We start from the raw sequence: 23,342 nt of genomic DNA, 5'->3' as shown, positions 1-23,342 counted from the left end.
GGAAGGGGGCTCGATATGGACGAGAGCATCTCCGGCAAGATCGCCGCCGGCAGCCACGGTTCTGATCGCGCGCAGCTCAGCAACCCGCGAGAGGGCCTGATCTACACGTGGGTTGACGGCAGCCTCGGCGTCGCCGAAGAGGTCGTGCGCGCGGGGTTCGGCCTCCTCGATGACGTGCGCGTCGAGACCCAGGAGCGGCTCGGCGCCACGCTCGACCTGGTGGAGGGCATCAACAGCGGCGTGTTCCGGATCGCGCGCAAGACGCTCGTCCGCATGGACGGCATCAGCGCGCGCGCCCTCACGAACAGCCAGCATGGCTGGCACGCGCTGCTCGGCACGCTCCGCCGCACGTCGCAGAGCGCGGCGGGGCTCGCCTCGGAGACGGCCGTCTCCATCGTGGGCGAGCGCAGGGCGACGCAGCAGCTCATCATGCAGTCGTCGTGAGCTGGGCGCTCACGAACTGCCGCTCGACCAGCCGGCGATAGAGACCGTCCTGGGCGATGAGCGCCGCGTGCGCCCCGCTCTGCACGATCGTCCCCCCATCCATCACGAGCACGCGGTCGGCGCCCATCACCGTCGAGAGCCGGTGAGCGATGATCAACGTCGTTCGCCCCTTCATCAGCGCGTCGAGCGCCCCCTTCACGAGGTGCTCGCTCTCGGCGTCGAGCGCGCTCGTCGCCTCGTCGAGCACGAGCAGCCGAGGGTCCTTGAGCATCGCGCGCGCGATCGCCACGCGCTGCTTCTGCCCGCCGGACAGCTGCACCCCGCGCTCGCCGACGAGCGTGCGATACCCCGCCGGGAACCGCAGAATGAAATCGTGCGCATTCGCCGCGCGCGCCGCCGCCTCGACCTCCGCGTCCGAGGCGCCCTCCCGTCCATAACGGATGTTGTCGGCCACGCTCGCTGCGAAGAGCAGAGGCTCCTGCGCGACAATGCCGATCTGCCGGCGGAGCCAGGTCGGCGAGAGCTCGCGGAGGTCGCGCCCGTCGAGGAGAATGCGGCCCTCGTCAGGGTCGTAGAGCCGCAGGAGCAGCGAGGCGATCGTGGATTTGCCCGCCCCGGACGGCCCGACCAGGGCAATGGCCTCTCCGGGGCGAACGGAGATGTCGATGCCCTTGAGCACCGGTACATCCTTGCGCGTCGGGTAGCTGAACCGCACGCGCTGGAGCTCGAGGCGCCCCTCCACGGCGCCGGGCTGGGCGCCGCCGGCGTCCGCCATCGCCGGCTCGCGGTCGAGGAGGTCGAAGATGCGCTCGGCGGCGCCGGTGGCCTTCATGAAGTCGGCCCAGAGGTCGCTGAGGCCGCCGAGCGCGAAGGCGACGACGATCGTGTAGACGAGGAACGAGGTGAGCCCGCCGAGCGTCATGCGCCCGGCGACGACGAGGTGGCCGCCGTACCAGAGCACGAGGGCGATGGCGCTGTAGCCGGCGAACGTGACCACGCCCATGAAGCTCCCCGAAGCGCGGATGCGCCTCCGGGCGAGGTCGAACGACTCGGCGACCCGGCCGGAGTAGCGCTCCGCCTCGTGCTTCTCGGCGGCGAAGGCCCGGACGGTGCGGATGCCCGAGAGCGCCTCCTCGGCGACCTCGCTGGCGCGGGCGAGCGCGTCCTGGACGCTGCGGGAGAGCCGGCGGACGCGGCGGCCGTAGGCCACCGAGCCCAGCGCCACGAGGGGGACCACGGCGAGCATCAGGAGGGTGAGCCGGGGGGATGTGTAGAAGAGGAACGCGACGCCGCCGATCACGGAGGCGGCGAAGCGCAGGGCCATCGACACGTTCACGCTGACGGCGCTCTGGAGGACCGTGGTGTCCGACGCGAGGCGGTTCGTCAGCTCGCCTGTCCTGTGGTCGTCGAAGAACGCCACCTCCTGCCGGAGGAGGTGCTCGAAGAGCTGCGCCCGCAGCCGCGCCACGACGCGCTCGCCGGCGGTCGAGAAGAGGACGTACCGCAGCGCGACGGCGGCGGCCTGGACGACGATGAGGAGCGCGAGCCAGAGCGCCGCGTCGTCGATCACCTCGACGCCGGTGCCGGGGCCGAGCGCGTCGTCGATGATCTTCCGGATCGCCTGGGGGAGCAGGAGGCTGATGCCGCTGCCGACGCCAAGGAACAGGGTGCCGAGCGCGAGCCTGCCGAGCTCGGGGCGGGCAAGGCGGAGGAGACGTCGGAGGTGCGCTCGGCCGGGGCGGGGGCCGCTGCGTGGGATCTGCATGGGGGGCGCGAGCGTAGCAGGCGGCGCGGAGACGGCCGTCCCGCGGGTCAACGCCGCCTGGCCCCGCGCCCCGGCCTCCCCCGGCGGTAGAGCGCGATGGCCAGCGCGAGCGCCGCGGCGCCGAGGGCGAGGGCGGCGAGGAGCAGGCCCGTCGCGCGAAAGCGGCGCAGCGGCCCCGGGGCGGTCTGCCCCGGGCCCCCCGCCGGCGGCTCGTCGCCAGCGCCCTGTGACCCCGCGCGCGGGACGAGCGCGCGCCGCGCCGCGGCCGCCTCGGCGAGCGCGCGGCGGACGCCGGCGGCGTCGAGCGAGGCGTCCGCCGGGATCAGGGCGCGCAGCGCGGCCCGGGCCTCGAAGAACGGGGCGCCCTCGCTGCTCCACGCGGTGGGCGAGGTGTCGAGCGTCTCGTCGAGCGCGGCCGGGATCACCTCCTTCACGATCGCGTCCACCGCGCCCGGCGACGCCGACCTGGCCAGCGCGATGTAGCCGGCGTCCTGGATCCCGCGGCGAAGGGTCTTCAGGCGCATCGAGGGGAATACGCCGGCGAAGCCGACAGAGCGGGAGGCGAACCTCCCCCGCTGCGTGCCCGGATAGAGCAGCATGCCGTCGCCGAGGCAGGCGTCGCCGTCCCGGTTGTGGAAGTTCTCGGCGACCGTGAACGGGTCGACAGGGCCCTTCCCGCCGCGATTGCCGTCGTGCCAGAACGCCGTCTCCCACAGGAACCAGCGGCCGATCGGGTGCGTCGCCGCGATCCAGCCGTCGGCCATGAGCCCGGTGAGCGGCGCGTCGATCATGAAGGAGCCGGCCCGCGGCAGCGCGCCGTTGTAGACCCAGAGCCGCTTGCCGGCCTCGTGCGCGGCCCGCGCCCACGCGGAGTCGAAGCGGTTGGCGGGCGTGAGCACGAGGTCGACGTCCTGCTCCACCGGGTGAACGTTGCCGCACGAGTGCCCCACGAGGATGCGCGACGACAGGCGCGAGCCGCGGACGAGCCGGCGCCACCCGGGCCCGCGGGGGCTCTCGCACTGCTCGTCGACCGCGTACAGCATCACGTCGTCCACCGCCGGCGGGAGGAGCTCCGCGACGGCCTCGACGCGGCGGAGCGCCTCTTCGGTCGGGTCACCGAAGCCGCCGTAGGCGCCGAGCGCCACCGCGGCGGGCGGGACGCCCTGGCCCGGCCCCCGGTAGCCGCGCTCCCTCGTGTAGAGCGAGCCGTCGATGGCCGCGCGCAGGCGCTCCACCTCGGCGGGGCTCCGGACCGACGCGAAGCCGTCGACGTGGTGCTCGTGGAGCAGCTGCCAGAGCTGCTGCTCGACGGCAGGCCCGTCGCCGACCCGCTCGGCGACGCGGCCCGCCTCGTAAAACGCGATGAAGTCGACCGGGCCGTACGGCAGCGTCGCCGACGCGACATCGAGCCTCAGATCGAGCGACGCGAGCTCGCCGTGCGAGGCCGAGCTCACCACCACCTTGCCCTCGTGAAGGCCGGGGACGGCGCCCTCGGGGACGTGGAGGTCGATCCAGACGGCCCGGGTCTCGCGAGCGCCCACCTCGAGCGGATACGGCGCCCAGGGCGGCGCGAGCTCGACCGGGATGAGGGCGTCGGGCAGGAACCCGAGGTGCCTGTCGTCCGGCGGCCGCGCCGCCGGGCTCCACCCGAGCGACTCCATGGGTCGCTTGTCGGTGCGCGAGCGCTGCTTGATCTCGACGTAGTGCTCGACGAAGCGATCGATCGAGATCGCCTGCGCGGGCACCGGCGGTGCCTTGGAGGGCGCGCCCGCGCCGGCCGCGGGGGCGAGCCCGGAGAGCTCGACCGTGACGCCGCGCACGGGCTCGGCGCCCGCCTCGACGATCACCTGGAAGGCGATGACCTCGGCGCGGAGCGCGCCGAGCCGGATCGGCTCGCCGGGCCGGAAGAGCGCGTTTCCGTCGCCGCGCGAGAGCGGCAGGCCGACGTCCTCCCGGCGGACGCGCGTGCCGTCGTCGGCCACCCAGACGAGCGCGCGCTCCGGCGGCGCCTCGCCGGCGGCGGCGCTCGGAGGCAGGGCGACATGCGACAGCGCGGAGAGCAAAGCAACGTGGAGGAACGAAAGGGATCGCGTCATGGCGCTCGGATTTCCTCGGATTTCCAAGGACAAACGACCGCCGTGATCGGCGGCAGCGCCATCCTAGGAGCTCGGGGCCGAGGTTGACAGCGCGGCCGGGCTCGGGCCATGTCGCGACGTGGATCTGACGAGAGCCGCGCTCCTCGCCGGCGGCGCCGCCGTGGCCGGCGTCATCAACGCGGTGGCCGGGGGCGGCACGCTTGTGTCGTTCCCCGCGGCGATCGCGGCGGGGCTCTCGCCGCTCTCCGCGAACGCGACGAACGCCGTGGCGCTCACGCCCGCGTCGCTCGCGTCGGCGTGGGCGTACCGCCGCGAGCTCACCCGGGATTACCGGGTCCTCGGCGTCCTCTTCCTGCCGTCGCTGCTCGGCGGCATCGTGGGCTCGGCGCTCCTGCTCGTGACGCCGCAGCGCGTGTTCGACGCCGCGGTGCCCGGGCTCGTGCTCGTCGCGACGCTGCTCCTGCTCTGGCAGAACCTGCGCCCGGCGAGGCCCTCGGCGAAGGACGGCACGGGCGCGGGCGCGGGCGCGGCGGAAGACTTCGCCCTGCCCTCGCGGCCGTGGCTCGTGTTCCTGCTCCAGTTCCTCGTGAGCGTCTACGGCGGCTACTTCGGCGCGGGCATCGGCATCATGATGCTGGCGCTGCTCTCGTCGTTCGCAGGCAACGTGGACATCCACCGGATGAACGCGATCAAGACCGTGCTCGCGACCCTGATCAACGGGGTGGCCGCGATCGCGTTCCTGTTCGCGGGCGCGGTCGACCGGGTCGCCACGCCGATCATGATGGCGGCGGCGGTGGTCGGCTCGCTGGCCGGCGCCTCGGTCGCGCGGCGCATCGAGCCGAGGAAGGTGCGGTGGTTCGTGGTCGTGCTCGGGCTCGTGCTCACGGCCAAGCTCGGCTGGGACCGGTTCGGCCCGTCGGCCGAGCTCTCCCGCCCGGCCTCCCCGACATCCGCTGCTCAGACCGTCGAGCGTGGCGCGACGGCGGCGCGGGCCGGCCTCGCGCCCACGAGCAACGGATAGAGCGCCCCCGCGAGCGCGCCGCCGGCGAGCGGGGCCAGCCAGAACAGCCAGAGCTGCGACAGCGCCCACCCGCCGACGAACAGGGCAGGACCGGTCGAGCGCGCCGGGTTCACCGAGACGTTCGTGACCGGGATCCCGATCAGGTGAACGAGCGTGAGCGCGAGGCCGATGGCGATCGGCCAGAACCCGATCGGGGCGCGGAGATCGGTCGCGCCGAGGACCACCATCACGAAGCCGAACGTGAGCACGATCTCGGCCAGGAGGCTCGCCATGAGCGAGTATCCGCCGGGCGAGTGCGCGCCGTAGCCGTTGGCGGCGAAGCCGGCGCTCACGGAGAACCCGGCGGCGCCGCTGGCGATGGCGTAGAGGGTCCCGGCGGCGACGATGGCGCCGGCGACCTGGGCGAGGATGTACGGCAGGAGATCCCTCGCGGGGAAGCGCCCGCCGACCATCAGACCGAGGGTGATGGCGGGGTTGAAGTGAGCGCCCGAGATGTGACCCACCGCGTACGCCATCGTCAACATGGCGAGCCCGAACGCGAGCGCCACGCCCAGGAAGCCGATCCCCAGCCCGGGAACCGCGGACGACAGCACGGCGCTGCCGCAACCGCCGAGCACGAGCCAGAACGTCCCGAGAAATTCCGCGGTCGTACGCCTGGACAACGACACCTCCATCTTCATCTCTCCTGTGGCCGGCTGCCTCCGCGCGGATCGAAGCGCGGCAGCGTCCGCGCCCGGCCGACGAGCCACCTCGACGGTTCAGGCGGACCGCGCATCGACCGGCGTTGCCGCCGAGACGATGCTCCACCTGCGCTTCGTCGACGTTGGATGAGCCCCGGCGCGCCGCGTTGCTGTCGGATCGGGCGGTACCAGGCCTGCCGATCGAGCGCGCCCCTCCAGAGGAAGCGCGCGCGGGGCGCCACATGAACGAGGCTCCCGCCGGTGCCTCCGGCGGGAGCCTCGATCTGCGGGCCATCACCGCAGCGGCCTCGTGGGCTCGGACGATCCTACAGGCCGACGAGCTGAGGCGGGCAGCTGTACGCATTGCCCATGTGGGTGACGTCGGTCTGCTGGCCGGAGAGGCTGTCCCGATCGCCGGAGATCGTGTTGCCGGCGTTCGTGTTCTCCAGGACCACGTAGTTGCCGCCCAGCTCGTGGGCCTGATTCTTCATGTCGTTCACCGCCCCCTTCTGCAAGTTCGAGTTGCTGGTGAATTTTCCGGAGAACGAGCCGCCCTGCTCTCCGACCACCGTCCCGAGGAACCGGCACCCCTGCGGGGCCGGCTGCTTTGTGACGATGATCCTCTCCGCGCCCGGGTTGAGCTCCACGGCGGCGCAGGCAGGCAGGGACAGGGACGACAGGAGAACGAGAGCGAACGCGCGGCAGGTCGGGGTCTTCATCTCAAGCACCTTCTGCCGATGGCTACGGGCGCGCGGCAGCGCTTCTTCCTCGGCGCGCCGCCGGGAGGGTCGCGCGTCGAGAGGTCGTCAGCGGTGCTCGAGCCTCCGCAGCCGGTACGCCCGCCCGTCCCACAGCGAGAACGCGCGCTCGCCGCTCACGAGGACGTCGAACCCGTGGCGGGCCGCGAGCCGCGCGACGTCGGCCGCGTCGCGCGCGGGATCGCCCCGGTACGAGTAGCTCAGGACGACGAGCTCCCCGCCCGGCCGCAGCACCCGGCGCGCCTCCGCGACGTGCCGATCCACGACCGCCGCGCCCGCCGCCACGAGGTACGGGAACGAGTCGACCGCGTACACGAGATCGAAGCGGGCCGACGGCACGTCGCCGAGGTCGACGCCCGACGAGACCGCCAGCACGACGTTCGGCAGCCCCGCGCAGCGCCGCCGCGCGGCCTCGATCATCCGCGGCGCGACGTCGAGCCCCCACGCCTCGCGCACCCGCGGCGCGAGCGCCGCCTCGAAGCGGCCGATCCCGCAGCCGATCTGCAGGATCGCGCGGCCCTCCCCGATCGCGCCCCACCGCTCGAGGAGCTCGACCACCTCCCGCGTCGCCCGCTCGAGGATCTCCGGATCGCCGAGCGAGTACGCCGCGACGCTCGCCTCCTCCGAGCGCGCGCAGAGCTCGTCGAACAGCCGCGCGGCGCGCGCCGGCGCGTCCGCCCCGGCGACGCCCGCGTCCCGGTGCGCGCCCAGCATCTCCGCCACGGTCGCGCACGCGGCGCGCCGCTCGTCCAGGCAGCGGCGCAGCGCCTCGAGGCGCGCCGCGGGCTCCCCCTCCCCCGCCGCCGGCCGCGCGGCCTCGATCGCCCGCGCCACGGCCGCGAGGTCCCCGGCGACGCCGAGCAGCCGCACCAGGCCGACCTCCGAAGACACCTCGCCGGACATCACGGCCCTCACGGCGCCCTCGAGCTCGCCCTGCCCGGCCTCCGGGCCGCTCGGCCGCCCGGCCTCGCGCGCGCCCCGGTGCCGCAGCCGCCGGCGGTACGTCCAGCGATCGACGGCGCCCCACTCGTACTTGTACGGCTCGCGCCCGCGGAGGAAGTCCACGGTCCGCGCGCCCTCGCGCGCCGCGTGCTCGATCGCGCTGGCGAGCATCACGAGCCCCGGGCTGTACCACGCGAGCTCCGGATCGAAGCCGGTGATGTACGACGCGAGCCCGCCCCGCTCGGCCAGCCCGTAAAGCGACGCGATGATCCGCCCGTCGAGCCGCAGGCCGAACAGCCGCAGCGCGCCCCGCGCGCACAGCCCCCGCGCGACGGCGCGGTGGAACGGCCGGAGCGCCTCGTCCAGCACGCCGCCCTCGCCGCGCGAGATCCAGCGCGCCCGGTGGTTCGCGAACAGCGCGTCGAGCAGCTCGTCCACGCTCGCCGCGTCGGCCACGTCGACGCGCAAGGCCCCGGCCCGCGCGAGCCGCTTCCGAGCGCGGCTGACGCGCGCGCGCATCCCCGGCGAGAACAGGTCGTCCGGCCCGGCGCCCTCCGGGATCGTCACCCTCGGACACGCCTCGACTTTCTCGACCTCGTCCGACCAGCCGGAGGGCGCCTCGGCCGCGAACAGGGGCGACGATCCGCGCAGGTCGTGGAGATCCGCGACGTCCCAGGCGTCCGCGCGCTCGTCGAGGCAGGCGAACACCGCCTCCGCGACGGCGCGCTCGTACCCGGGCGCGGCCAGGACGTCGTTGTAGTCGGTGATCCCGGCGCCGAGCAGCGCGACGACCCGCTCCTCGCCGGTGCGGTGGATCGCGAGGGGCGCCATGCCGACGAGCCCCTGCTCCGACCGGAAGACAAGGGCCAGCACCGCTTCGGGCCCGAGCTCGCGACACCACGGGATCAGCCACTCCGGCCGCTGGAATGCCGTCGCCGCCGGACAGCGCTCCCACAGCGCGCTCCACGGCTCCCGCAGCGCCTCGAGCTCCTCACGGCGGTCCAGCACCTCAACGTCGAGTCGTTCGCTCACCTGCCCTCCGGGAGGCCGGCTCTCCTCGGCCAGCGCCGCCCGAAGGCGCTCCGCCGAGCTCCCGGCCCCTCTCGGCGCCGTATCCTCGCAGAGGCGAGAGGCCACGCAACCGGCGCGCGCTACCTCGGGGACGGCTCGCCGATCACGCGATAGAGCACCGGGGACGGCCGGTACGGATCGGTGAGCCCGCGCTGCTCCTCGGCCTCAGCCGCCCGCGCGCGCGACGGTGAAGATCAGGTGACGTTGCAGCGGGATCCCCTCCGGCGCGCGACGGCGCTCGAGCTCGGCCGCGAGCGCCGACTTCACCCGCGCCGCGTCCGCAGGAACAAGGCTGGACAGGAAGTTGCCAAACGAGCTGGCCAGGTAGAACGCGATCACGTCGTCCGTGTCCGTGAAGTGGTCGGTGAAGGAGCGGATCTGGAGCTTCGGGTCCTCGAAGCCGGCAAGCAGGAGGGTGCTTTTCAGATCGTCGGAGGTCACCTTGTGGGGCGTGCTGCCGAGCGCCTCCGCGGTGCCGGTCACGCCGAGAGAGGACAGCACGTCCGCGAGCACCCGCTCGAAGTCGTGCGGGCGCTCCCTGGCGGCCGAGCTGATGCCGAGGCGCCCTCCCCGCTTGAGCACGCGGCGCGCCTCGCGCAGCGGGCCGAGCTTCTCGGGGAGCCAGTGGAGCACGCTGTTCAGGAAGACGACATCGAAGCTCCCGGCGGCGAACTGCGAGAGATCCTCGGCCTGGCCGACGCTGGCGCTGAAGTTCGGCCTGCGCTTCCCGTTCGCCAGCGCGACGCGGAGCGGCAGCGGATCGACCCCGGACACCTCACCGGAGGGGCCGACCAGCTCGGCGACATGCGCCCCGAGCCGACCCGTCCCGCACCCGACGTCAAGGACGCTCTCGCCCGGGGATATCTGGAGATCTTCGATGAGCAGCTTCCCGTGGTTGAACTGCCGATCGCTGACGCGATCGTACGTCTCGGCCAGGACAGCTGAATCGAGCGCAAGGCTGACCATCGTGGCTCCTTGTGAGGAGGTGGAGATCGGGAAATGCGGCTCCGAGAGGGAGATCTCCCCCGAGCACCACGTGTCTGTTATCGAGGACAATAGTCCGCCATAGCGGACCGAGCAAGCGCTATCTCGGTCGCTTCGCGCGGTGGAGGCGATGCGCCCGAGGCGCCGTTTTCCGAAGTCGCGCGCGGCGGTCCGCGACGCCGCGGGCGATTGCGGCGGAGCGGGGCAGGATGCGCGGTCGCGGACGGACATGGTAGGGTGCGCGCCTCACTCTTGAACGAGGATTCGCTCATGACCTGGATCGACCAGTACCGCGCGTTGGCCCGCTACAACCTGTGGATGAACGACAGGCTCTTTGCGCTGGTCGGCAAGCTCGATGACGTCGAGCGCAAGCGCGATCGCGGGGCCTTCTTCAGGTCGATCCACGGCACGTTGAACCATCTTTTGCTCGCCGACCGCGTGTGGATGGGGCGCTTCACCGGCGACGTCGAGCGGTTCACCTCGCGCGATGCGAGCGGCAAGGCCATCGAGATCAACGCGATGTCGCAGGAGCTCTATGCGGACTTCGGCGCTCTCTCCCGCGAGCGCGCCAGGACGGACGCCGACATCCTCGCCTGGGTGCACAAGATCGACGAGCGGGCGCTCTCGGGCGACCTGAGCTACACGCGGGGCGGGGCGGTCCACGCCCATCCGCTCTGGTGGGCCGTGGGCCATTTCTTCAATCATCAGACCCATCACCGCGGCCAGGTGACCACCCTGCTCACGCAGATGGGAATCGACCCCGGCGTGACCGATCTGATCGCGATGCTGCGGGACGAGCCCCGCGCGCCCTGACAGGAGCCCCCGTGGCAGGCGGGCGAGGCCGCCCCCGGGTCACCGGGCGGCGCGGCGCCTCGTGCCCTGTCGCACCTGGCCCGCCGCCTTCGCCTCGGCGAGCGGGTTGCGCGCCTCGGCGGCGCGCAGCCGCTCGAAGCGCGCGATCAGGGCGCGGTCGGCGCTCTGCCGCAGCGTCCTCGCCAGCACCACGCTCTTGGCGAGCCGGATGAACCGCAGCCGGTGCGCCGACGTCACGTCCTCCACGTCCCTCCTGCCCGCGCCGGGCCCGAACTCGCGGTCGTACGCCGCCCGCAACCGGTGCTCGCCGCGGAGGCCGAGGGAGTCCGAGAGGCCCTCGAGGGCGGCCCGCTCCGCCGGGCTCGACCACGAGAGGACCCGGGAATAGGGCGTCGCCATGGTCTCGTGATCGGGCTTGTTCACGAAGCGACGCAGGAACACATCGGACGTCGCGACCGGCACATCGCCCGTCGCCTGATGGAGGAGGGCGTACGCGAACGCCTCGTTCATCCCCACGAACCGGTTCTGGTCGAAATCGGCGCCGTGGACGCGCTTCCCGAGGCGATCGACGCCCGAGAGGGCGGCGAAGAAGTAGCTGCTGAAGTCGGTGTAATCCGCCTCGTTGATCTCGGGCGTGCAGCCCGACGCGGGGCGGTCCCGGGTCGCCGCGAAGAACCCCACGACGTCGCGCTCGACGAGCTCGCCGTCGGGCCTGCCGCCCTCGAAGAGGAGGTTCGCGAAGGCGCCGGAGAAGCACTGGGCCATGACGAGGACGACGGGCGTGTCGCCGGGCAGCTCCGCCATGCGGGCGGCGAGGTCGCGCACCGACAGCTCCCCGCCGCCCCAGAGGTCGAACACGTTGTTGTCGAGGTCGCGCCGCGGATCCGGGCTCCCGTGGCCGGCGAAGTACAGGAGCAGCGGGTCGGCCGGGCGCGCTCGGGCGAACCGGCGCCAGATCGCATCGAACCCGGGGCGGGTCGTCGCCCCGTCGATGCGCGGCAGCCTGGGCGCGCGGTAGCGCATGCGGTGGCCGTCGAGGAACTGCACGCTCCGCGTGCCCCGGCGCCCGTCGGCGAAGAGGACGCGCCGCTCCACCGTGGCCGGGAGCAGCGACTGGAAGTACCGGATGTGGCCCTCGATGGCCACCTGGTTCATCGGGGGCCGCGGGCCGCCGCCCACGACGAGGGCGCGCCAGGCCGCGGGCTCGGGCGCGGGCGCCGCCGGCAGGACGTGCTCCTGCGCGGGCGCCGCCGGCAGGACGTGCTCCTGCGCGGGCGGGCGCGCGACCGCGCCCGTGGCGGTGGTCGTGGCCGCGACGAGCGCGGCGACCCGGAGGAGCAGGTGGTAGGCGGTCACTTCCTCGGCCCTCGGCGGCGCGCGATGCGCCGCTCGACTCTAGGTAGCAGAGGAGGAGCCTCTTGGCCTCCTGATGCGGGTCGCCGTACCCGACGCGGCCGAGCCCCCGTCTAGAAGAGCTGCGCGGCCGTGACGAGGAGCGCGAGGAGGAGGAACAACAAACCGATCGCCCCGAACGCCGAGAGGGCCACTTCGGCCCTCTCCGCTCCCAGCAGGAGGCGCTCCGAGAACCGCTCGATGAGAACGACCCGTGCGCGCCATGGCCGGAGCGCCATGCTGGCCCACGCGTCCCGGGCCGCAAGAACGACCCGCTGAAGCTTCATCAGGACGGCATCGACAAGGTAGAGCAGATCTCCAGAGGGGAGCTCCGTACAGACGTGTGGGACTCGGCCCCGCAGCCGTCCGGCAACAGCGGCGATCACGACCCCCGCGAGCACCGGCCAGGCCGCGGACCAGAGCTCGTCCGGGGCAACGAAGACTCCGAAATCCGCCGGCGCAACGGGTGGCCTCACGAGCAGGACGAGGTCAAGCAGGATCAGCGACGCCCAGGGAACCCACAGCCCCGCCCCGGGAACGAGGCGCTCCGCCGAGCGAGGGATCGTGCGACGCAGGAAGTGAACCATCAGAAGCGTGCTGGCGACGGCCGCTAAGGAGAGGAACCAGGGCAGTGACGTGGTTCCCCAGGGTGCCTGCGCCACAACGTTCTTGAGGGAGATCTTCGCGAGGGCCCCGCTGGAGAGCGGCGCCCCCGCGAGGTCCAGGGCCGGCCACAACAGGCCCAGCGCCACGAGGCGCCCCGGCCAGCCGGAGCCCGTCGCCCTGGCGACTCCGGTGCCGAGGAAGAGCGCTCCCTTCGCCAGAGCGTGGTGCATCGCGTAGAAGACGATCGCCGCGCCCACCGCGGCAGCGGCGCCTGGATTCGAGAGGCCGATGCCGAGCGCGGCCGTCACGAAGCCCATTTGACTCACGCTGGAGTAGGCCAAGATCGTCTTCGATTCCCGCTGTGTCAGCCCGACCGCGACGCCGAAGAAAGCCGCCGCGACCCCGGCGACCACGCACACGGATCCGTGGACGGGCAGCGCCACGACGCCGAGGGGCAGGAACCGCAGCCAGCCGAGGACGCCGGCCTTGATCATCGCCCCGCTCAGGACCGCGCTCGCCGGAACCGGCGCCGCCGGATGCGCGAGCGGCAGCCACATGTGCAGGAGAAGCGCTCCAGCCTTGACCCCGAACCCGACGAGAAGCAGGGCGGCCACGAGCTCCCGGCGCGCCGAGGCGGCGACCACGCGAGGGACGTCCTGCAGGCCAACGTTGATGTCGGCGCCGACGATGAGGAGAAACGCCGTCAGGAGCGACATCTCGCCGATGAGCGCCATCACGACGTAGACCCGACCGGCGCGGCGCGCCGCGTCGGTTCCATCGTGCACGATGAGCCCGTACGCGGCGAAGGTCATGAGCGCGTAGAAGAGATAGAAGCTCGCCACGTCCTGGGCGAGCACGAGCCCGAGGTTCCCGCTCAACGTCGCGAGGAAGAAGACCCAGAAACGAGAGCGATGCGGATCGTCCGCCAGGGAGGCGCGCGCAAAGAGGCTGGACACGAGCCACAGGCACGCCGTGAAGAGCAGAAAGCCCCGCGTCACCGTGCCTTGAGACCCGAAGCGCATCCCGAGGACCGCAGCGCTCCAGTCGATGGTCGCGCGACCGTGCAGGCCCACGGCGAGGATCAGCGCCGGCAAGGCGGCCCAGGGGGCGAGCGCCGCCACGAGGGGCCGCGCGGGGCGTATCGTCATCCCTGCCGCGAGGAGCAGGGGGAACGTGAACGCCGCGATCGTCGCCCCGGCAGCGAGGTCGACGAGGGTCACGGCAGGAATTCCCGGGCGGCTATCAACTTCGCCCATGCCAGGGGGCTCAGCGGCGTGCCGGCGAAGACCCCGACCGCGAGGCAGAGCGCCGCCGTGACCAGCGGGGGCAACAGCAGAAACAGCCCCGTCTCCGCGCGGCCCGAGGCCGCCGGCCAGGTCGCCGTCGGCTCCCCGAACCACGCATCGTAGAGGATCGGCAAGAAGTAGGCGGCGTTCAGCAGGCTGCTGACGATCAGGACGCCGAGGACCCACGGCTGGTTCGCCTCGAGCGCGCCCACCCCGAGGTACCACTTCGTCACGAACCCGGCGAGCGGCGGCACGCCGATCATCCCCAGCGCCGCCAGGGTGAACGCGCCCATCGTCAAGGGCATTCGTCGGCCCACGCCGCGCAGCTCGCTCACCCTGTGGAGCCCGAGCTCCTCGGCCAGGTTCCCGGCGCAGAAGAACAGCGTGATCTTCATCAGCCCCTGGTGGACGAGATGAACGATACCACCGATGGTGGACAGCGTGCCGACCGCCGCCACGCCGAGAGTGATGTAGGAGACCTGACTGACGGTCGAATAGGCCAGCCGCGACTTGAGGTCATCCTGCGTGAGGGCCTTGAGAGAGCCATAGAGAATCGTCGTCGCGGCGAGGACCGCGAGAGGTCCGGTGACGCCGAGCTCATGAGCGAGGCGGACCCCGTACACGTCGTACACAACGCGCGTGATCCCGAACGCTCCGGCCTTGACGACGGCGACCGCATGGAGAAGGGCGCTCACCGGGGCAGGAGCGACCATGGCCACGGGCAGCCAGGCATGCAGCGGGAAGAGGGCGGCCTTCACGCCCAGGCCTCCTATCAGGAGCACGAACACGACGATGAGCGCGGACCTGTGTTGCGCCGCGACGGGTTGAGGGAGCGCTCCCCCCTCGGTGAACTCCAGGGATCCCACGAGCGCGTACAGGGACGCCACGCCCGCGAGGAGCAACGCCCCGCCGAAAAACGTGTAGCGAAGGTAGAGATCGCCTGCGCGGAGCGCCTCCCGGGTCCCGCGGTGAACGACGAGCGGGTACGTGGCGAGGGTGAGCATCTCGTAGAAGACGAGGAACGTAAGGAGGTTCCCGGCGAGCGCGACGCCCATCGTCGAGGCGACGCTCAGCGAAAAGAAACCGAAGAAGCGGCTACGGTTCGGCGACCCCTCGAGGTAGCCCACCGCGTACACGGTCGTGACGAGCCACAGGACCGCCGAGAGCGAGACGAAGAGCATGCTGAAAGGGCTGGCACGAAGGAGCAGGTCCGCGCCGGGGAGGAACGGCAGGCGCGTCTCGTAGCGTTGGCCCTGCCCGACACCCCAGACCAGGATGCCCGTGAGCGCGAGCTTCACGAACGCCGAGGCCAGGTTCAGGGTCGTCCGGGTGGTACGCTGCTCCTCGGCCAGCAGGAAGATGATGATCCCGGGCACGAGAGAGCTCAGGACGACCAGGAGGGGAATGGAGTCGTGAAGGCTCATGACGGCAGGCCCACGCGCAGGAGCTCGAGCGGGCCCCACGGCGCGACACCGAGCAGGAGCGCCAGCAGGGCAAGCGCAAGGGCCGCGAGCTCGGCCCCGCGCGGGAGCGGGTGGAGGCGCGCCTCGCGCGGCAGCGGCAGGAACGCGCTGCGCAGGACCCGGAACACGTAGCCAGCGGCGAGCAGCCCGCCTGCCAGGATCACGACGGCCGACCCCCACTGACCGCGATCGATGGCCGCACGAAGGAGCAGCCACTTCCCGACGAACCCACCGCTGGGCGGCATTCCCATCAGGCTGATGCCCGCGAGCGCCAGGGAGACGAAGGTGACCGGGAGGCGGTGGGCCAGGCCTTGCAGTCCATCGAGCTCGTCGTGGCCGAGCGTGCGATGGATCGCGCCGGCTGCCAGGAACATGGAGGCCTTGGCGGCGGCGTGCGAGATCGCGAGGTACACGGCACCCGGCCAGGCGCTCGGGACGCCGAGCGGAAAGACCAGGAAGAGATAGCCTATCTGCGCCACGCTCGAATAGGCGGTGAGCGCCTTCAGTCGTCGCTGCCTCAACGAGAGGAGCGAACCCCAGAGGACGCCCGCGGCGCCGAGCATCCCGAGGACCTGTCCGGCCCGGGGCGCAGCCTCCGCTGGAACGACCTCAAGCCAGATCCTCAAGAGGACGTAGAACGAGCCCTTTCCGACGAGCGCGGCGAGGAACGCGCTGACGGTCGACCCCGCGCTCACGTAGGCGGGTGGGAGCCACGCGTGAAGCGGGAAGAGCGCGGTCTTGAGGCAGAGCCCGACCATCATCAGCGCGAGCGCGGTCCACGTCGTCGGGTCCGGGGCGAGCCGCGCGCCGAGGGTGGTCAGGTCGAGCGTGCCGTACATCCCGTAGAGGATCGCGACGCCGAGCAGGTAAACGAGCGAGCCCGGGAGCGCGAACAGGAGGTAACGCAACCCCGCCTGGAGGGCCTCGCGGTCGCCGCGGAGGGAGATGAGCCCGACCGCCGCCAGCGTCGTCAGCTCGAGCGTGACATACAGGTTGAAGAGGTCGGCCGACACAACGAGGGCGTTGAGGGCCGCCCACGCGGAGAGCCAGAGCGAAAAGAACCCACCTCCAAGGCGAGGGCTGGCCCGCGGATCCCTGATGGCCTGCGCGCAGGTCAGAGCGCCGACGACGCCGACGGCGAGCAGCATCACCGCCGCCAGGCCGTCGGCGCGCAGGTCGATGCCGAGCGACGCGCCCCAGCCGCCTGCAGCGTGGCGAAGCGTTCCGCTCGTGCTGACGGACCCTGCGACCGCGCAGACGGGGCCCAGGGTTCCCAGGATCGCAGCGCCGGCTATCCATCGTTCGCCGCGCGGACCCGAGAGCAAGCACAGCACAGCGCCGATCAGGGGGACCAGGATCGCCCAGGGGAGCGCGGCGCTCATGGCTCATCCGTTTCTCTCTCGATCGAGCCGGAGGGCCGTGTGTCATCCGCCGCGCCGCCGAGGCGCCTCGCCAGGGCCAGCGCCAGGGCCGTCGCGCTCACGGACACCACGATCCCGGTCAGGACGAGCGCGTGGGGCACGGGATCGGGGATGCCGCCGGAAGCCCGCCGCGCCAGCGCCACGAGGAACAGGAACACGCCGCTCCCGACGAGGTTGGCGGCGATGACCTTCCTGACGAGGTCTTCGGAGGAGAAGAGCCCGTACAGCGCCACGGCCAGCACGACGACGCCCGAGAGGGCATAGAGGGTCCACTGGCTCACGCCCTGTCCTCCTCGTGGGCCCGCACCCCCGCTCGATCCGGGTGCCTCATCGGCGGGAAGAACATCGCCAGGACCATGCCGATCGAGATCGTCAGGGCCGATTCGATGCAAAGAATCAGCGCCCCGGCCCATTCGGGCGGGTACTCCAGCACATGCCGACCGGCGAAGAGCGGCGCCCCGGCGGCCGCGAGGAAGACCGCCGGGCCGACGAGCAAGGCGGCTCGCACGACGGTCGAAGACATGCGGAGTGGTGGACCCGTCCCCGCGAGCAGCAGGAGAATCGCCCCCCCGCCGAGGATCGCCCCCGCCTGAAACGCCCCGCCAGGCGCGCGCGCGCCGCTCCAGAGCAGGTAGCCGGCGACCAGGACGATGCCCGGGATGAGCATGCGGAGCAGCACGGGGAGCAAGGGCCCTGCCCGGGTCACGTCGCCGAGCGCGTCCTCCGGCCGAAGCTGCGACTGCACCCCGATCGCCGCCGTGAGCAGGACGAGGATCTCCAGGAGCGTGTCATAACCACGGAAGCTGAGGAGGACCGCGGTGACGGGATAGGACACCCCGGTCGGCGCGAGGTTGGCGAGCACTTCGTCGCTCAGGCCACGGCTCGGGTCTGGCAAGGAGAACACGACCGCACCGAGGAGGAGGGCGAGCGCGGCGAGCAGCAGCGAGAGCGAGGCTCGCTGGTACCGGGGAAGCGGCGGTGGAGCCCGCCGCGCCGGGTCGAGCCACCCGAGCGCGCTCATGAGCAGGGCGCCTGTGAGGCCCGTGCCGACCGCCGCTTCGACGAGGGCGACGTCCGGGGCGCCGAGGCGAGCCCAGCCCACCGCGGAGAGGAGGCCGAAGGCGATGAAGAGCACCACGGCCTCCGGCGGGTCATCGGTCACAAGGACTCGCCACGCAAGGACGGGGAGGGCGCACGCGAGAACTCCGTCCATCGCCCAGTCGACCCCGCTCATGGTCTCCTCCAGGGTCGGAGTCCGCCACGCAACGCGGCCCGCGCGATCATTTGACAGGAGATGCCGCTGGAGAGCAGCACGAGAGCCCAGATGATCCCGATCTTGAGCGCCACCGAGAGCTCGCCGGCCTCCAGCGCGAGGCCCGCCGCGATGAAGCCCAGGCCGAGGTTGTCCGCTTTCGTCAGCGCGTGCAGCCTCGTGTAGACATCCGGAAACCGCAGGAGCCCCACGGTCCCCGCGAAGAAGAAGAACGCGCCCACCACGAAGAGCGCACCGGAAGCGACATCCACGCTCGTCACGAGTCGCCCCCTGTCCACCGCCCGAAGGCGTGATTGACGAACGCCACGACCGTGATCGGCGCGAGGAGGGCGAAGATCAGGGCCACGTTTCGCAGCGCCGACATCCCCTGATCCGCGGCGGCGAGCAGGAGCACGGTCACGCCGGTCGTGCCGAAGAGCTGCGCGACAAGAATGCGATCGGCGAGCGTGGGGCCTCGTGCGATCCTCACGAGGCCAGCAAGGACGTTCAGCAAGAGAAAGACGGCGACGCCGGTCCTCACGTCATGCACTGGGACACTCCAGGCGCTCGCCCAGCGCGCGGGCGATGTGCTCCTCCAGCGCTCGCAGCTGCCGGACAAGCTCATCGCCGCTGTCGACAAGGACATGAATATCGAGATGATCGCCCGCGATATCCACGCTCAACGTCCCGGGCATCACGTTCATCGCTCCGATGAAGAGGTGCCGGGACGGCCCCGCGGGCAGGCGAGGCGGATACCGGATGATCACCGGCGAGATGGGGAGCCGCGGCGCGAGCGCACGGTGGGCGACATCGAGGCCGCCACGAAGCGAGCCGGCGAGGAAGAACCCCATGAATCGCAGCAGGCCGAGCGGGCTCCACCGAGGCCCGCGGGGCGACGGCAAACACACGCTCGTGAAGAGGGCGAGAAGAACCACTGGCACGCCAAAGACAAGCCCGGCTCGATCCCCCTCGGTCAGCGCCCACCATCCGCCGATGAGGACCAACGTTCGGACGGAGACGGATCGCCAGCCCCTTTGTGCGAGTCGCTCCCGGACGTCATGAATCATTCTGGTCTTCGTGGGCCCCTCCTCCTCCACGCTGTCGTCGCCGAGCGGTACGTCTTCGCGGAAGCTAGGGGTGGAGCCCGTGACGTCAACGGGTTTGGCGGTTCCACGGAAGGTTCGACGGAATGAGGAGGAGGACGTTGGACGGCGGACACGGGACGACGCCCGCCTCCAGAGAGAGCGACACGGTATCCAGAGAGCGTGACGCGGTATCCCCAGGCAGCGCGTCGCCGCCCTCCGGCCGGTCGAGCCATCGCACTGTCCGCTCGTCCGGCGCCAGACGCGCTCACGGTCGAGCTCGTCATCGCCTGTCCGGATCATCGCCTGACCCTCTGGCACGCAGATTGCCACTCCTCGCGAGAATCAGCGTACGAGCACGGGAGGGACGATCATGCCGGCCAGTTCATCGAAGACGACCATCGATCACGACGAGATCCGCCAGTGGGCCGAATCGCGCGGAGGCCGCCCGGCGACGGTGAAGAGCACCGAGAAAGACGGGGAGCCTGGCATCCTCCGGATCGATTTCCCCGGCTACAGCGGGGAGGGCTCCCTCGAGGAGATCTCGTGGGAGGACTTCTTCGCCAAGTTCGAGGAGTCGAACCTCGCCTTGGTGTACCAGGAGGAGACGGCGGACGGGGAGCCGAGCAACTTCTCCAAGCTGGTGAGGCGCCCGGACGAGATGGGCGGCAAGAAGGCGAAGCAGGGCAAGTCGAAGTCCAGGAAGGCGGCCTGAGCCCGGAAGGACAGAGTGCGCAGGAGGCTCAGCGCAGGCGCGCCGCCGCGCTCGGCGTGATGTCGAGCGCGCCGGGCGCGCGTTTGCGCTGCCACGCCGAGCCGTGCGCGAGCAGCGTGTCCCGGAGCTCCGCCGGCGCGCCCTGGAGCTCGACCCCGCGCCGGCGGACGACATAGAAGACCTTGCGCGGCAGCTCGGGCAGCGGGCGCGCGACGAGGCCGCGCGGGAGGCGGCAGCAGGCGTTGACCACGGCGATGCCGACGCCGAGCCGGACGAAGTGGAGCATCAGCTCCCAGCCGTTCGCCTCGACCGCCGGCTCCCAGCGGACGCCCGCCGAGAGCAGCGCCTGCGCGAGCAATGCGCGGTGAGGCCGCGAGGGCCCGGGGACGACGAGCCGCGCCCCCTCGAGATCGCGCAGCAGGACGCGGCGTTTGCGGGCGAGCGGGTGCGCGTCGGGGACGACCAGGACCAGCTCGACCTCGGTGAGGCGGTCGGCGGCGAGCCCGTCCGGCGCGCCCTCGAGCGGCGCGACGCCGAGGTGCGCCTCGCCCGTCACGACGGCGTCGAGCGTGGCGTCGCGGTCGCGCGTGAGCAGGCGGAGCGGGGCGACGGCGCGCGCGGTGAAGGCGCGGATCCCCTCGCCGAGCAGGTACAGATACGAGCCCTCGCCGGCGCAGAGCACCACCGGCTCCCGGCTCTCGCCGTTGCGAAGGACGCCGAGGAACGAGCGCGTCCGCTCGCCCACCTCGCGCCCGAAGGCGGCGACGCGCTTGCCGTCGGCCGTGAGCTCCAGCCGCTGCCCGCGCCGCTGGTAGAGCGTGACGCCGAGCGCCTCGCCGAGCTTGCCGATCTGGGCGTGGAGCGCCGGCTGCGAGATGTGGAGCGCCCGCGCCGCGCGGGTGAAGTTGAGGTGCTCGGTGAAGACCACGAAGGCGCCGAGCCAGTCGAGGTTGAGCATGCCGGGACGCTATCGCGAAACGCGATAGCGCATCCAGAAATACTTCTTCCGGAGGATAGCTGGGTGTCTATTCTTCCTTCCGTCCGATGTTCCGATTCCTGGACCGATCAGGATCTCTTCCGGAGCCCGCCCGCGCGGGTCGAGCGGCTCGCGCGCAGTGCGCGGGTCGCGGCTCCGGCCGCACTGCAAAGGATGGAGCTTGACGATGGGCCGCGATCGATTGACCGACACGAGCAAGAAGCTCTCCTGGCTGCTCCGCCACGGGGCGCCCTCGCTGGGCGTCGCCATGGACGAGGCGGGCTGGGTGGCCGTGGACGACGCGCTGAGGGCGCTCGGGATAGGGCGCTCGCAGCTCGACGAGGCGGTGGAGAACAACACGAAGAACCGCCTCGAGATCCGGGGCGACCGGGTGCGCGCCTCGCAAGGGCACTCGCGCGAGGGGATGCCGGTGACGCTCGCCGGCCTGGAGGCGTCGTGGGAGGAGGTCCACGGCGACGCGTCGATCTGGCACGGCACAAGCGTGGACGCGGTCCGGAGCATCGCGCGCGAGGGGATCCGGCCGGCGGCGCGCACGCACGTCCACTGCACCGACGCGCCGGGGAGCGCGGTGGGCAAGCGCGCGAACGTCGCCGTGATGCTCGAGATCAGCCCCGCGCGGCTGAGGGCGCGCGGCGTGCGCGTGTTCCGGAGCCAGAATGGGGTGATCCTGGCGAGGGAGGTGCCGGTGGAGTGCCTCGTGGGGCTGACGCCGATCGTGGCGCGGGCGAAGCGGGAAGCGGAGGCGCTGCGGGCGCTGATCTCCGGAGGATGAGGGCGGCGCTGGCCGGAGAGAGCGAGAGGGCGGAGGCGGGGAGAGGGGGAGAAAGTTGGGGTGCTCAAGCGCTTCGACGAGCGCGTCCTCGCGGAGCGGTGGTCCACCCTGCGCTACGTCTATTGAAACGGACGATTCGTCCGTTATAGTGGACACACCATGACCTCCTCGCTGGTGCAGGCGACCGCCCTCGAACTCCTCGCCCTCTACCGAGCCCGGAGCGCCTCGCCCGTCGAGGTGATGCGGGCCGTCCTCGCCCAGGTGGAGCGCCACGGCGCGCCGCTCAACGCGTTCGTGCTGCTCGACGAGGAGCGCGCCCTCGACGCGGCGCGCGCGTCCGAGGCGCGGTGGGTCCACGGCGCGCCGGCGGGGCGGCTCGACGGGGTGCCCGTCTCGGTGAAGGACCTCTTGCTCACGCGCGGCTGGCCGACCCGGCGCGGCTCGCGCACCGTGGACGCGAGCGGCCCCTGGACCGAGGACGCACCCGCGGTCGCGCGCCTGCGGGAGCACGGGGCGGTGCTCTTCGGGAAGACGACGACCTCGGAGTTCGGCCTGAAGGGCTCGGGCGACAGCCCGCTCACCGGGATCACCCGCAACGCGTGGGACCCCCGGCACACGCCGGGAGGCAGCAGCGCCGGGGCCGTCACCGCGGTGGCGGCGGGGTTCGGCCCGATCGCGGTGGGGACCGACGGCGGCGGCTCGATCCGCGTCCCCAGCGCGTTCTCCGGGGTGGTGGGGCTCAAGCCGACCTTCGGCCGCGTGCCGGCCCACCCGGCGAGCGTGGTCGGCGTGCCCCCGCACGTGGGGCCGATCGCGCGCACGGTCGCCGACGCGGCGCTGCTCCTCGCGGTCCTCTCCGGTCCTGACGACCGCGACCCGTTCCGGGCCCCACCGGCGCCCGTGGACGTGGTGGACGCGATCGACGACGCGCCCTTCGCGGGCGCGCTGCGCCGCGTGCGCATCGGCGTGAGCGCCACGCTCGGCACCATCGAGCCGGCCAGCGAGACGCGGGCCCGCTTCGCCGCGGCGGTGGCGACCCTGCAGGAGCTCGGCGCCGAGGTGGAGGAGGTGGATCCCCCGTTCGCGGACCCAGGGGGCGTGCTGCGGACGCTGTTCACCGCCCGCGCCGCGCACACCGTGCGGGAGCTCGGACCGGAGCAGCGCGCCCTGCTCGATCCCGTGGTGCGGAGCGCGGCCGCCGAAGGAGAGGCGCTCGGCGCGGTGGCGTACCTCGAGGCCGAGCGGCGACGCGCGGAGCTGGCCCTTGCCATGGCCGCGTTCCATCGCCGCTTCGACCTGCTGGTGACGCCCACGTCGGCCGAAGCGGCTCCCCCCATCGAGGGCGGCGGCCCGCTCCCCGCGTCCTTCGCCGGCCCCTTCAGCCTGACGCGCCAGCCGGCCATCAGCGTGCCCATGGGCGTGACCAGCGCCGGCCTGCCGCTCGGGCTCCAGATCGTCGGGCGCCACTTCGAGGACGCGCTGGTGCTGCGCGCCGCGCGCGCCTTCGAGAGCGCCAGCGTCCCGCTCCGGGCGCCGCCGCTGAAAGGGCGCTGAGCGGGCGCGACGGGCGCGCGGCGTCAGCGCATCAGCGCATCAGCGCATCGGCGCATCACCCCGGTCCGCGCAGGCGCCGGACCCGCCGCCTCAGCCGCCGGCGCTCTGGCGCCGCTCGAACCGGGCGAGCAGCGCGCAGCGCAGCGCCGGCCCGCCGAGCTCTTCGCGCCGCGACCAGGAGTCGCCGTTGCAGATCGCCTGGATCACGAGGGAGCAGTGAGCCGGCGT

At 72.3% G+C, this 23,342-nt stretch carries 22 protein-coding genes; 6 read left to right on the top strand and 16 right to left on the bottom strand.

Going from position 1 to position 23,342, the window contains the following annotated elements; translation table 11 throughout:
- Positions 1-15 precede the first annotated feature (15 nt).
- Positions 16-444: a hypothetical protein gene (locus tag WMF36_RS10280; RefSeq protein ID WP_437579430.1), complete on the top strand. Its 429-nt coding sequence runs from the start codon at positions 16-18 to the stop codon at positions 442-444.
- Here WMF36_RS10280 and WMF36_RS10275 read toward each other — a convergent pair.
- Positions 428-2,209 carry an ABC transporter ATP-binding protein gene (locus WMF36_RS10275; RefSeq protein WP_437579429.1) on the bottom strand — a complete coding sequence of 594 codons (1,782 nt, stop codon included), beginning with the start codon at positions 2,207-2,209 and terminating at the stop codon, positions 428-430. The genes WMF36_RS10280 and WMF36_RS10275 overlap by 17 nt on opposite strands.
- Before the next feature lie 47 nt (positions 2,210-2,256).
- A complete protein-coding gene (locus WMF36_RS10270; RefSeq protein ID WP_437579428.1) occupies positions 2,257-4,305 on the bottom strand; it encodes a hypothetical protein in 2,049 nt (682 codons plus the stop codon).
- Positions 4,306-4,423: 118 nt separating this feature from the next.
- Here WMF36_RS10270 and WMF36_RS10265 point away from each other — a divergent pair, with 118 nt between their 5' ends.
- Positions 4,424-5,326, top strand: coding sequence for a sulfite exporter TauE/SafE family protein (locus tag WMF36_RS10265; protein WP_437579427.1), 903 nt, complete (start codon positions 4,424-4,426; stop codon positions 5,324-5,326).
- Here the strand turns inward: WMF36_RS10265 and aqpZ are convergent.
- From aqpZ to WMF36_RS10245, 4 genes are all read right to left on the bottom strand, one after another.
- Positions 5,263-6,000, bottom strand: a complete 738-nt coding sequence (aqpZ, locus tag WMF36_RS10260; protein WP_437579426.1) for an aquaporin Z — start codon at positions 5,998-6,000, stop codon at positions 5,263-5,265. The two genes, WMF36_RS10265 and aqpZ, sit on opposite strands and share 64 nt — an antisense overlap.
- 332 nt (positions 6,001-6,332) lie before the next feature.
- A complete protein-coding gene (locus WMF36_RS10255; protein WP_437579425.1) occupies positions 6,333-6,725 on the bottom strand; it encodes a DUF4156 domain-containing protein in 393 nt (130 codons plus the stop codon).
- Between the two features lie 87 nt (positions 6,726-6,812).
- A complete protein-coding gene (locus tag WMF36_RS10250; protein ID WP_437579424.1) occupies positions 6,813-8,738 on the bottom strand; it encodes a GNAT family N-acetyltransferase in 1,926 nt (641 codons plus the stop codon).
- Positions 8,739-8,942: 204 nt separating this feature from the next.
- A complete protein-coding gene (locus tag WMF36_RS10245; protein WP_437579423.1) occupies positions 8,943-9,743 on the bottom strand; it encodes a class I SAM-dependent methyltransferase in 801 nt (266 codons plus the stop codon).
- A 288-nt stretch (positions 9,744-10,031) separates the two neighbouring features.
- Here WMF36_RS10245 and WMF36_RS10240 point away from each other — a divergent pair, with 288 nt between their 5' ends.
- Complete coding sequence (locus tag WMF36_RS10240) at positions 10,032-10,574, top strand: DinB family protein (protein ID WP_437579422.1); 543 nt, start codon at positions 10,032-10,034, stop codon at positions 10,572-10,574.
- A gap of 39 nt (positions 10,575-10,613) precedes the next feature.
- Here the strand turns inward: WMF36_RS10240 and WMF36_RS10235 are convergent, their stop codons facing one another.
- The 9 genes from WMF36_RS10235 to WMF36_RS10195 all read right to left on the bottom strand — a co-directional run bounded on the left by WMF36_RS10235 (position 10,614) and on the right by WMF36_RS10195 (position 19,061).
- Complete coding sequence (locus tag WMF36_RS10235; RefSeq protein ID WP_437579421.1) at positions 10,614-11,930, bottom strand: hypothetical protein; 1,317 nt, start codon at positions 11,928-11,930, stop codon at positions 10,614-10,616.
- A 110-nt stretch (positions 11,931-12,040) separates the two neighbouring features.
- A complete protein-coding gene (locus WMF36_RS10230; protein ID WP_437579420.1) occupies positions 12,041-13,792 on the bottom strand; it encodes a complex I subunit 5 family protein in 1,752 nt (583 codons plus the stop codon).
- Positions 13,789-15,282, bottom strand: coding sequence for a complex I subunit 5 family protein (locus WMF36_RS10225; RefSeq protein WP_437579419.1), 1,494 nt, complete (start codon positions 15,280-15,282; stop codon positions 13,789-13,791). Before WMF36_RS10225 ends, WMF36_RS10230 begins: the two co-directional genes overlap by 4 nt.
- Entirely contained in the window at positions 15,279-16,703 is a 1,425-nt protein-coding gene (locus WMF36_RS10220; RefSeq protein ID WP_437579418.1) for a complex I subunit 5 family protein, read from the bottom strand. Before WMF36_RS10220 ends, WMF36_RS10225 begins: the two co-directional genes overlap by 4 nt.
- Positions 16,700-17,023, bottom strand: coding sequence for a cation:proton antiporter subunit C (locus WMF36_RS10215; RefSeq protein ID WP_437579417.1), 324 nt, complete (start codon positions 17,021-17,023; stop codon positions 16,700-16,702). The genes WMF36_RS10220 and WMF36_RS10215 overlap by 4 nt, the downstream gene beginning before the upstream one ends.
- A complete protein-coding gene (locus WMF36_RS10210) occupies positions 17,020-17,976 on the bottom strand; it encodes a hydrogenase subunit MbhD domain-containing protein (protein WP_437579416.1) in 957 nt (318 codons plus the stop codon). The genes WMF36_RS10215 and WMF36_RS10210 overlap by 4 nt, the downstream gene beginning before the upstream one ends.
- Positions 17,973-18,275 carry a monovalent cation/H(+) antiporter subunit G gene (mnhG, locus tag WMF36_RS10205; protein WP_437579415.1) on the bottom strand — a complete coding sequence of 101 codons (303 nt, stop codon included), beginning with the start codon at positions 18,273-18,275 and terminating at the stop codon, positions 17,973-17,975. The genes WMF36_RS10210 and mnhG overlap by 4 nt, the downstream gene beginning before the upstream one ends.
- Positions 18,272-18,544 carry a monovalent cation/H+ antiporter complex subunit F gene (locus WMF36_RS10200; protein ID WP_437579414.1) on the bottom strand — a complete coding sequence of 91 codons (273 nt, stop codon included), beginning with the start codon at positions 18,542-18,544 and terminating at the stop codon, positions 18,272-18,274. Before WMF36_RS10200 ends, mnhG begins: the two co-directional genes overlap by 4 nt.
- On the bottom strand, positions 18,537-19,061 hold the full coding sequence (locus WMF36_RS10195) for a Na+/H+ antiporter subunit E (RefSeq protein ID WP_437581884.1): 525 nt from the start codon (positions 19,059-19,061) through the stop codon (positions 18,537-18,539). Before WMF36_RS10195 ends, WMF36_RS10200 begins: the two co-directional genes overlap by 8 nt.
- 388 nt (positions 19,062-19,449) lie before the next feature.
- Between WMF36_RS10195 and WMF36_RS10190 the strand changes: the two genes are divergently transcribed.
- Positions 19,450-19,791 carry a hypothetical protein gene (locus WMF36_RS10190; RefSeq protein ID WP_437579413.1) on the top strand — a complete coding sequence of 114 codons (342 nt, stop codon included), beginning with the start codon at positions 19,450-19,452 and terminating at the stop codon, positions 19,789-19,791.
- 28 nt (positions 19,792-19,819) lie between these two features.
- On the opposite strand, the gene WMF36_RS10185 is transcribed toward WMF36_RS10190, so the two are convergent.
- Positions 19,820-20,749, bottom strand: a complete 930-nt coding sequence (locus WMF36_RS10185) for a LysR family transcriptional regulator (RefSeq protein WP_437579412.1) — start codon at positions 20,747-20,749, stop codon at positions 19,820-19,822.
- 205 nt (positions 20,750-20,954) lie between these two features.
- Here WMF36_RS10185 and WMF36_RS10180 point away from each other — a divergent pair, with 205 nt between their 5' ends.
- Positions 20,955-21,560, top strand: a complete 606-nt coding sequence (locus WMF36_RS10180) for an RNA 2'-phosphotransferase (protein ID WP_437579411.1) — start codon at positions 20,955-20,957, stop codon at positions 21,558-21,560.
- Between the two features lie 159 nt (positions 21,561-21,719).
- Entirely contained in the window at positions 21,720-23,114 is a 1,395-nt protein-coding gene (locus tag WMF36_RS10175) for an amidase (protein ID WP_437579410.1), read from the top strand.
- Positions 23,115-23,342 lie beyond the last annotated feature (228 nt).

It is taken from the genome of Sorangium sp. So ce887, from assembly GCF_051521455.1.
Taxonomy (GTDB): domain Bacteria; phylum Myxococcota_A; class Polyangia; order Polyangiales; family Polyangiaceae; genus Sorangium.
This window is presented reverse-complemented; position numbering and strand designations above follow the sequence as displayed.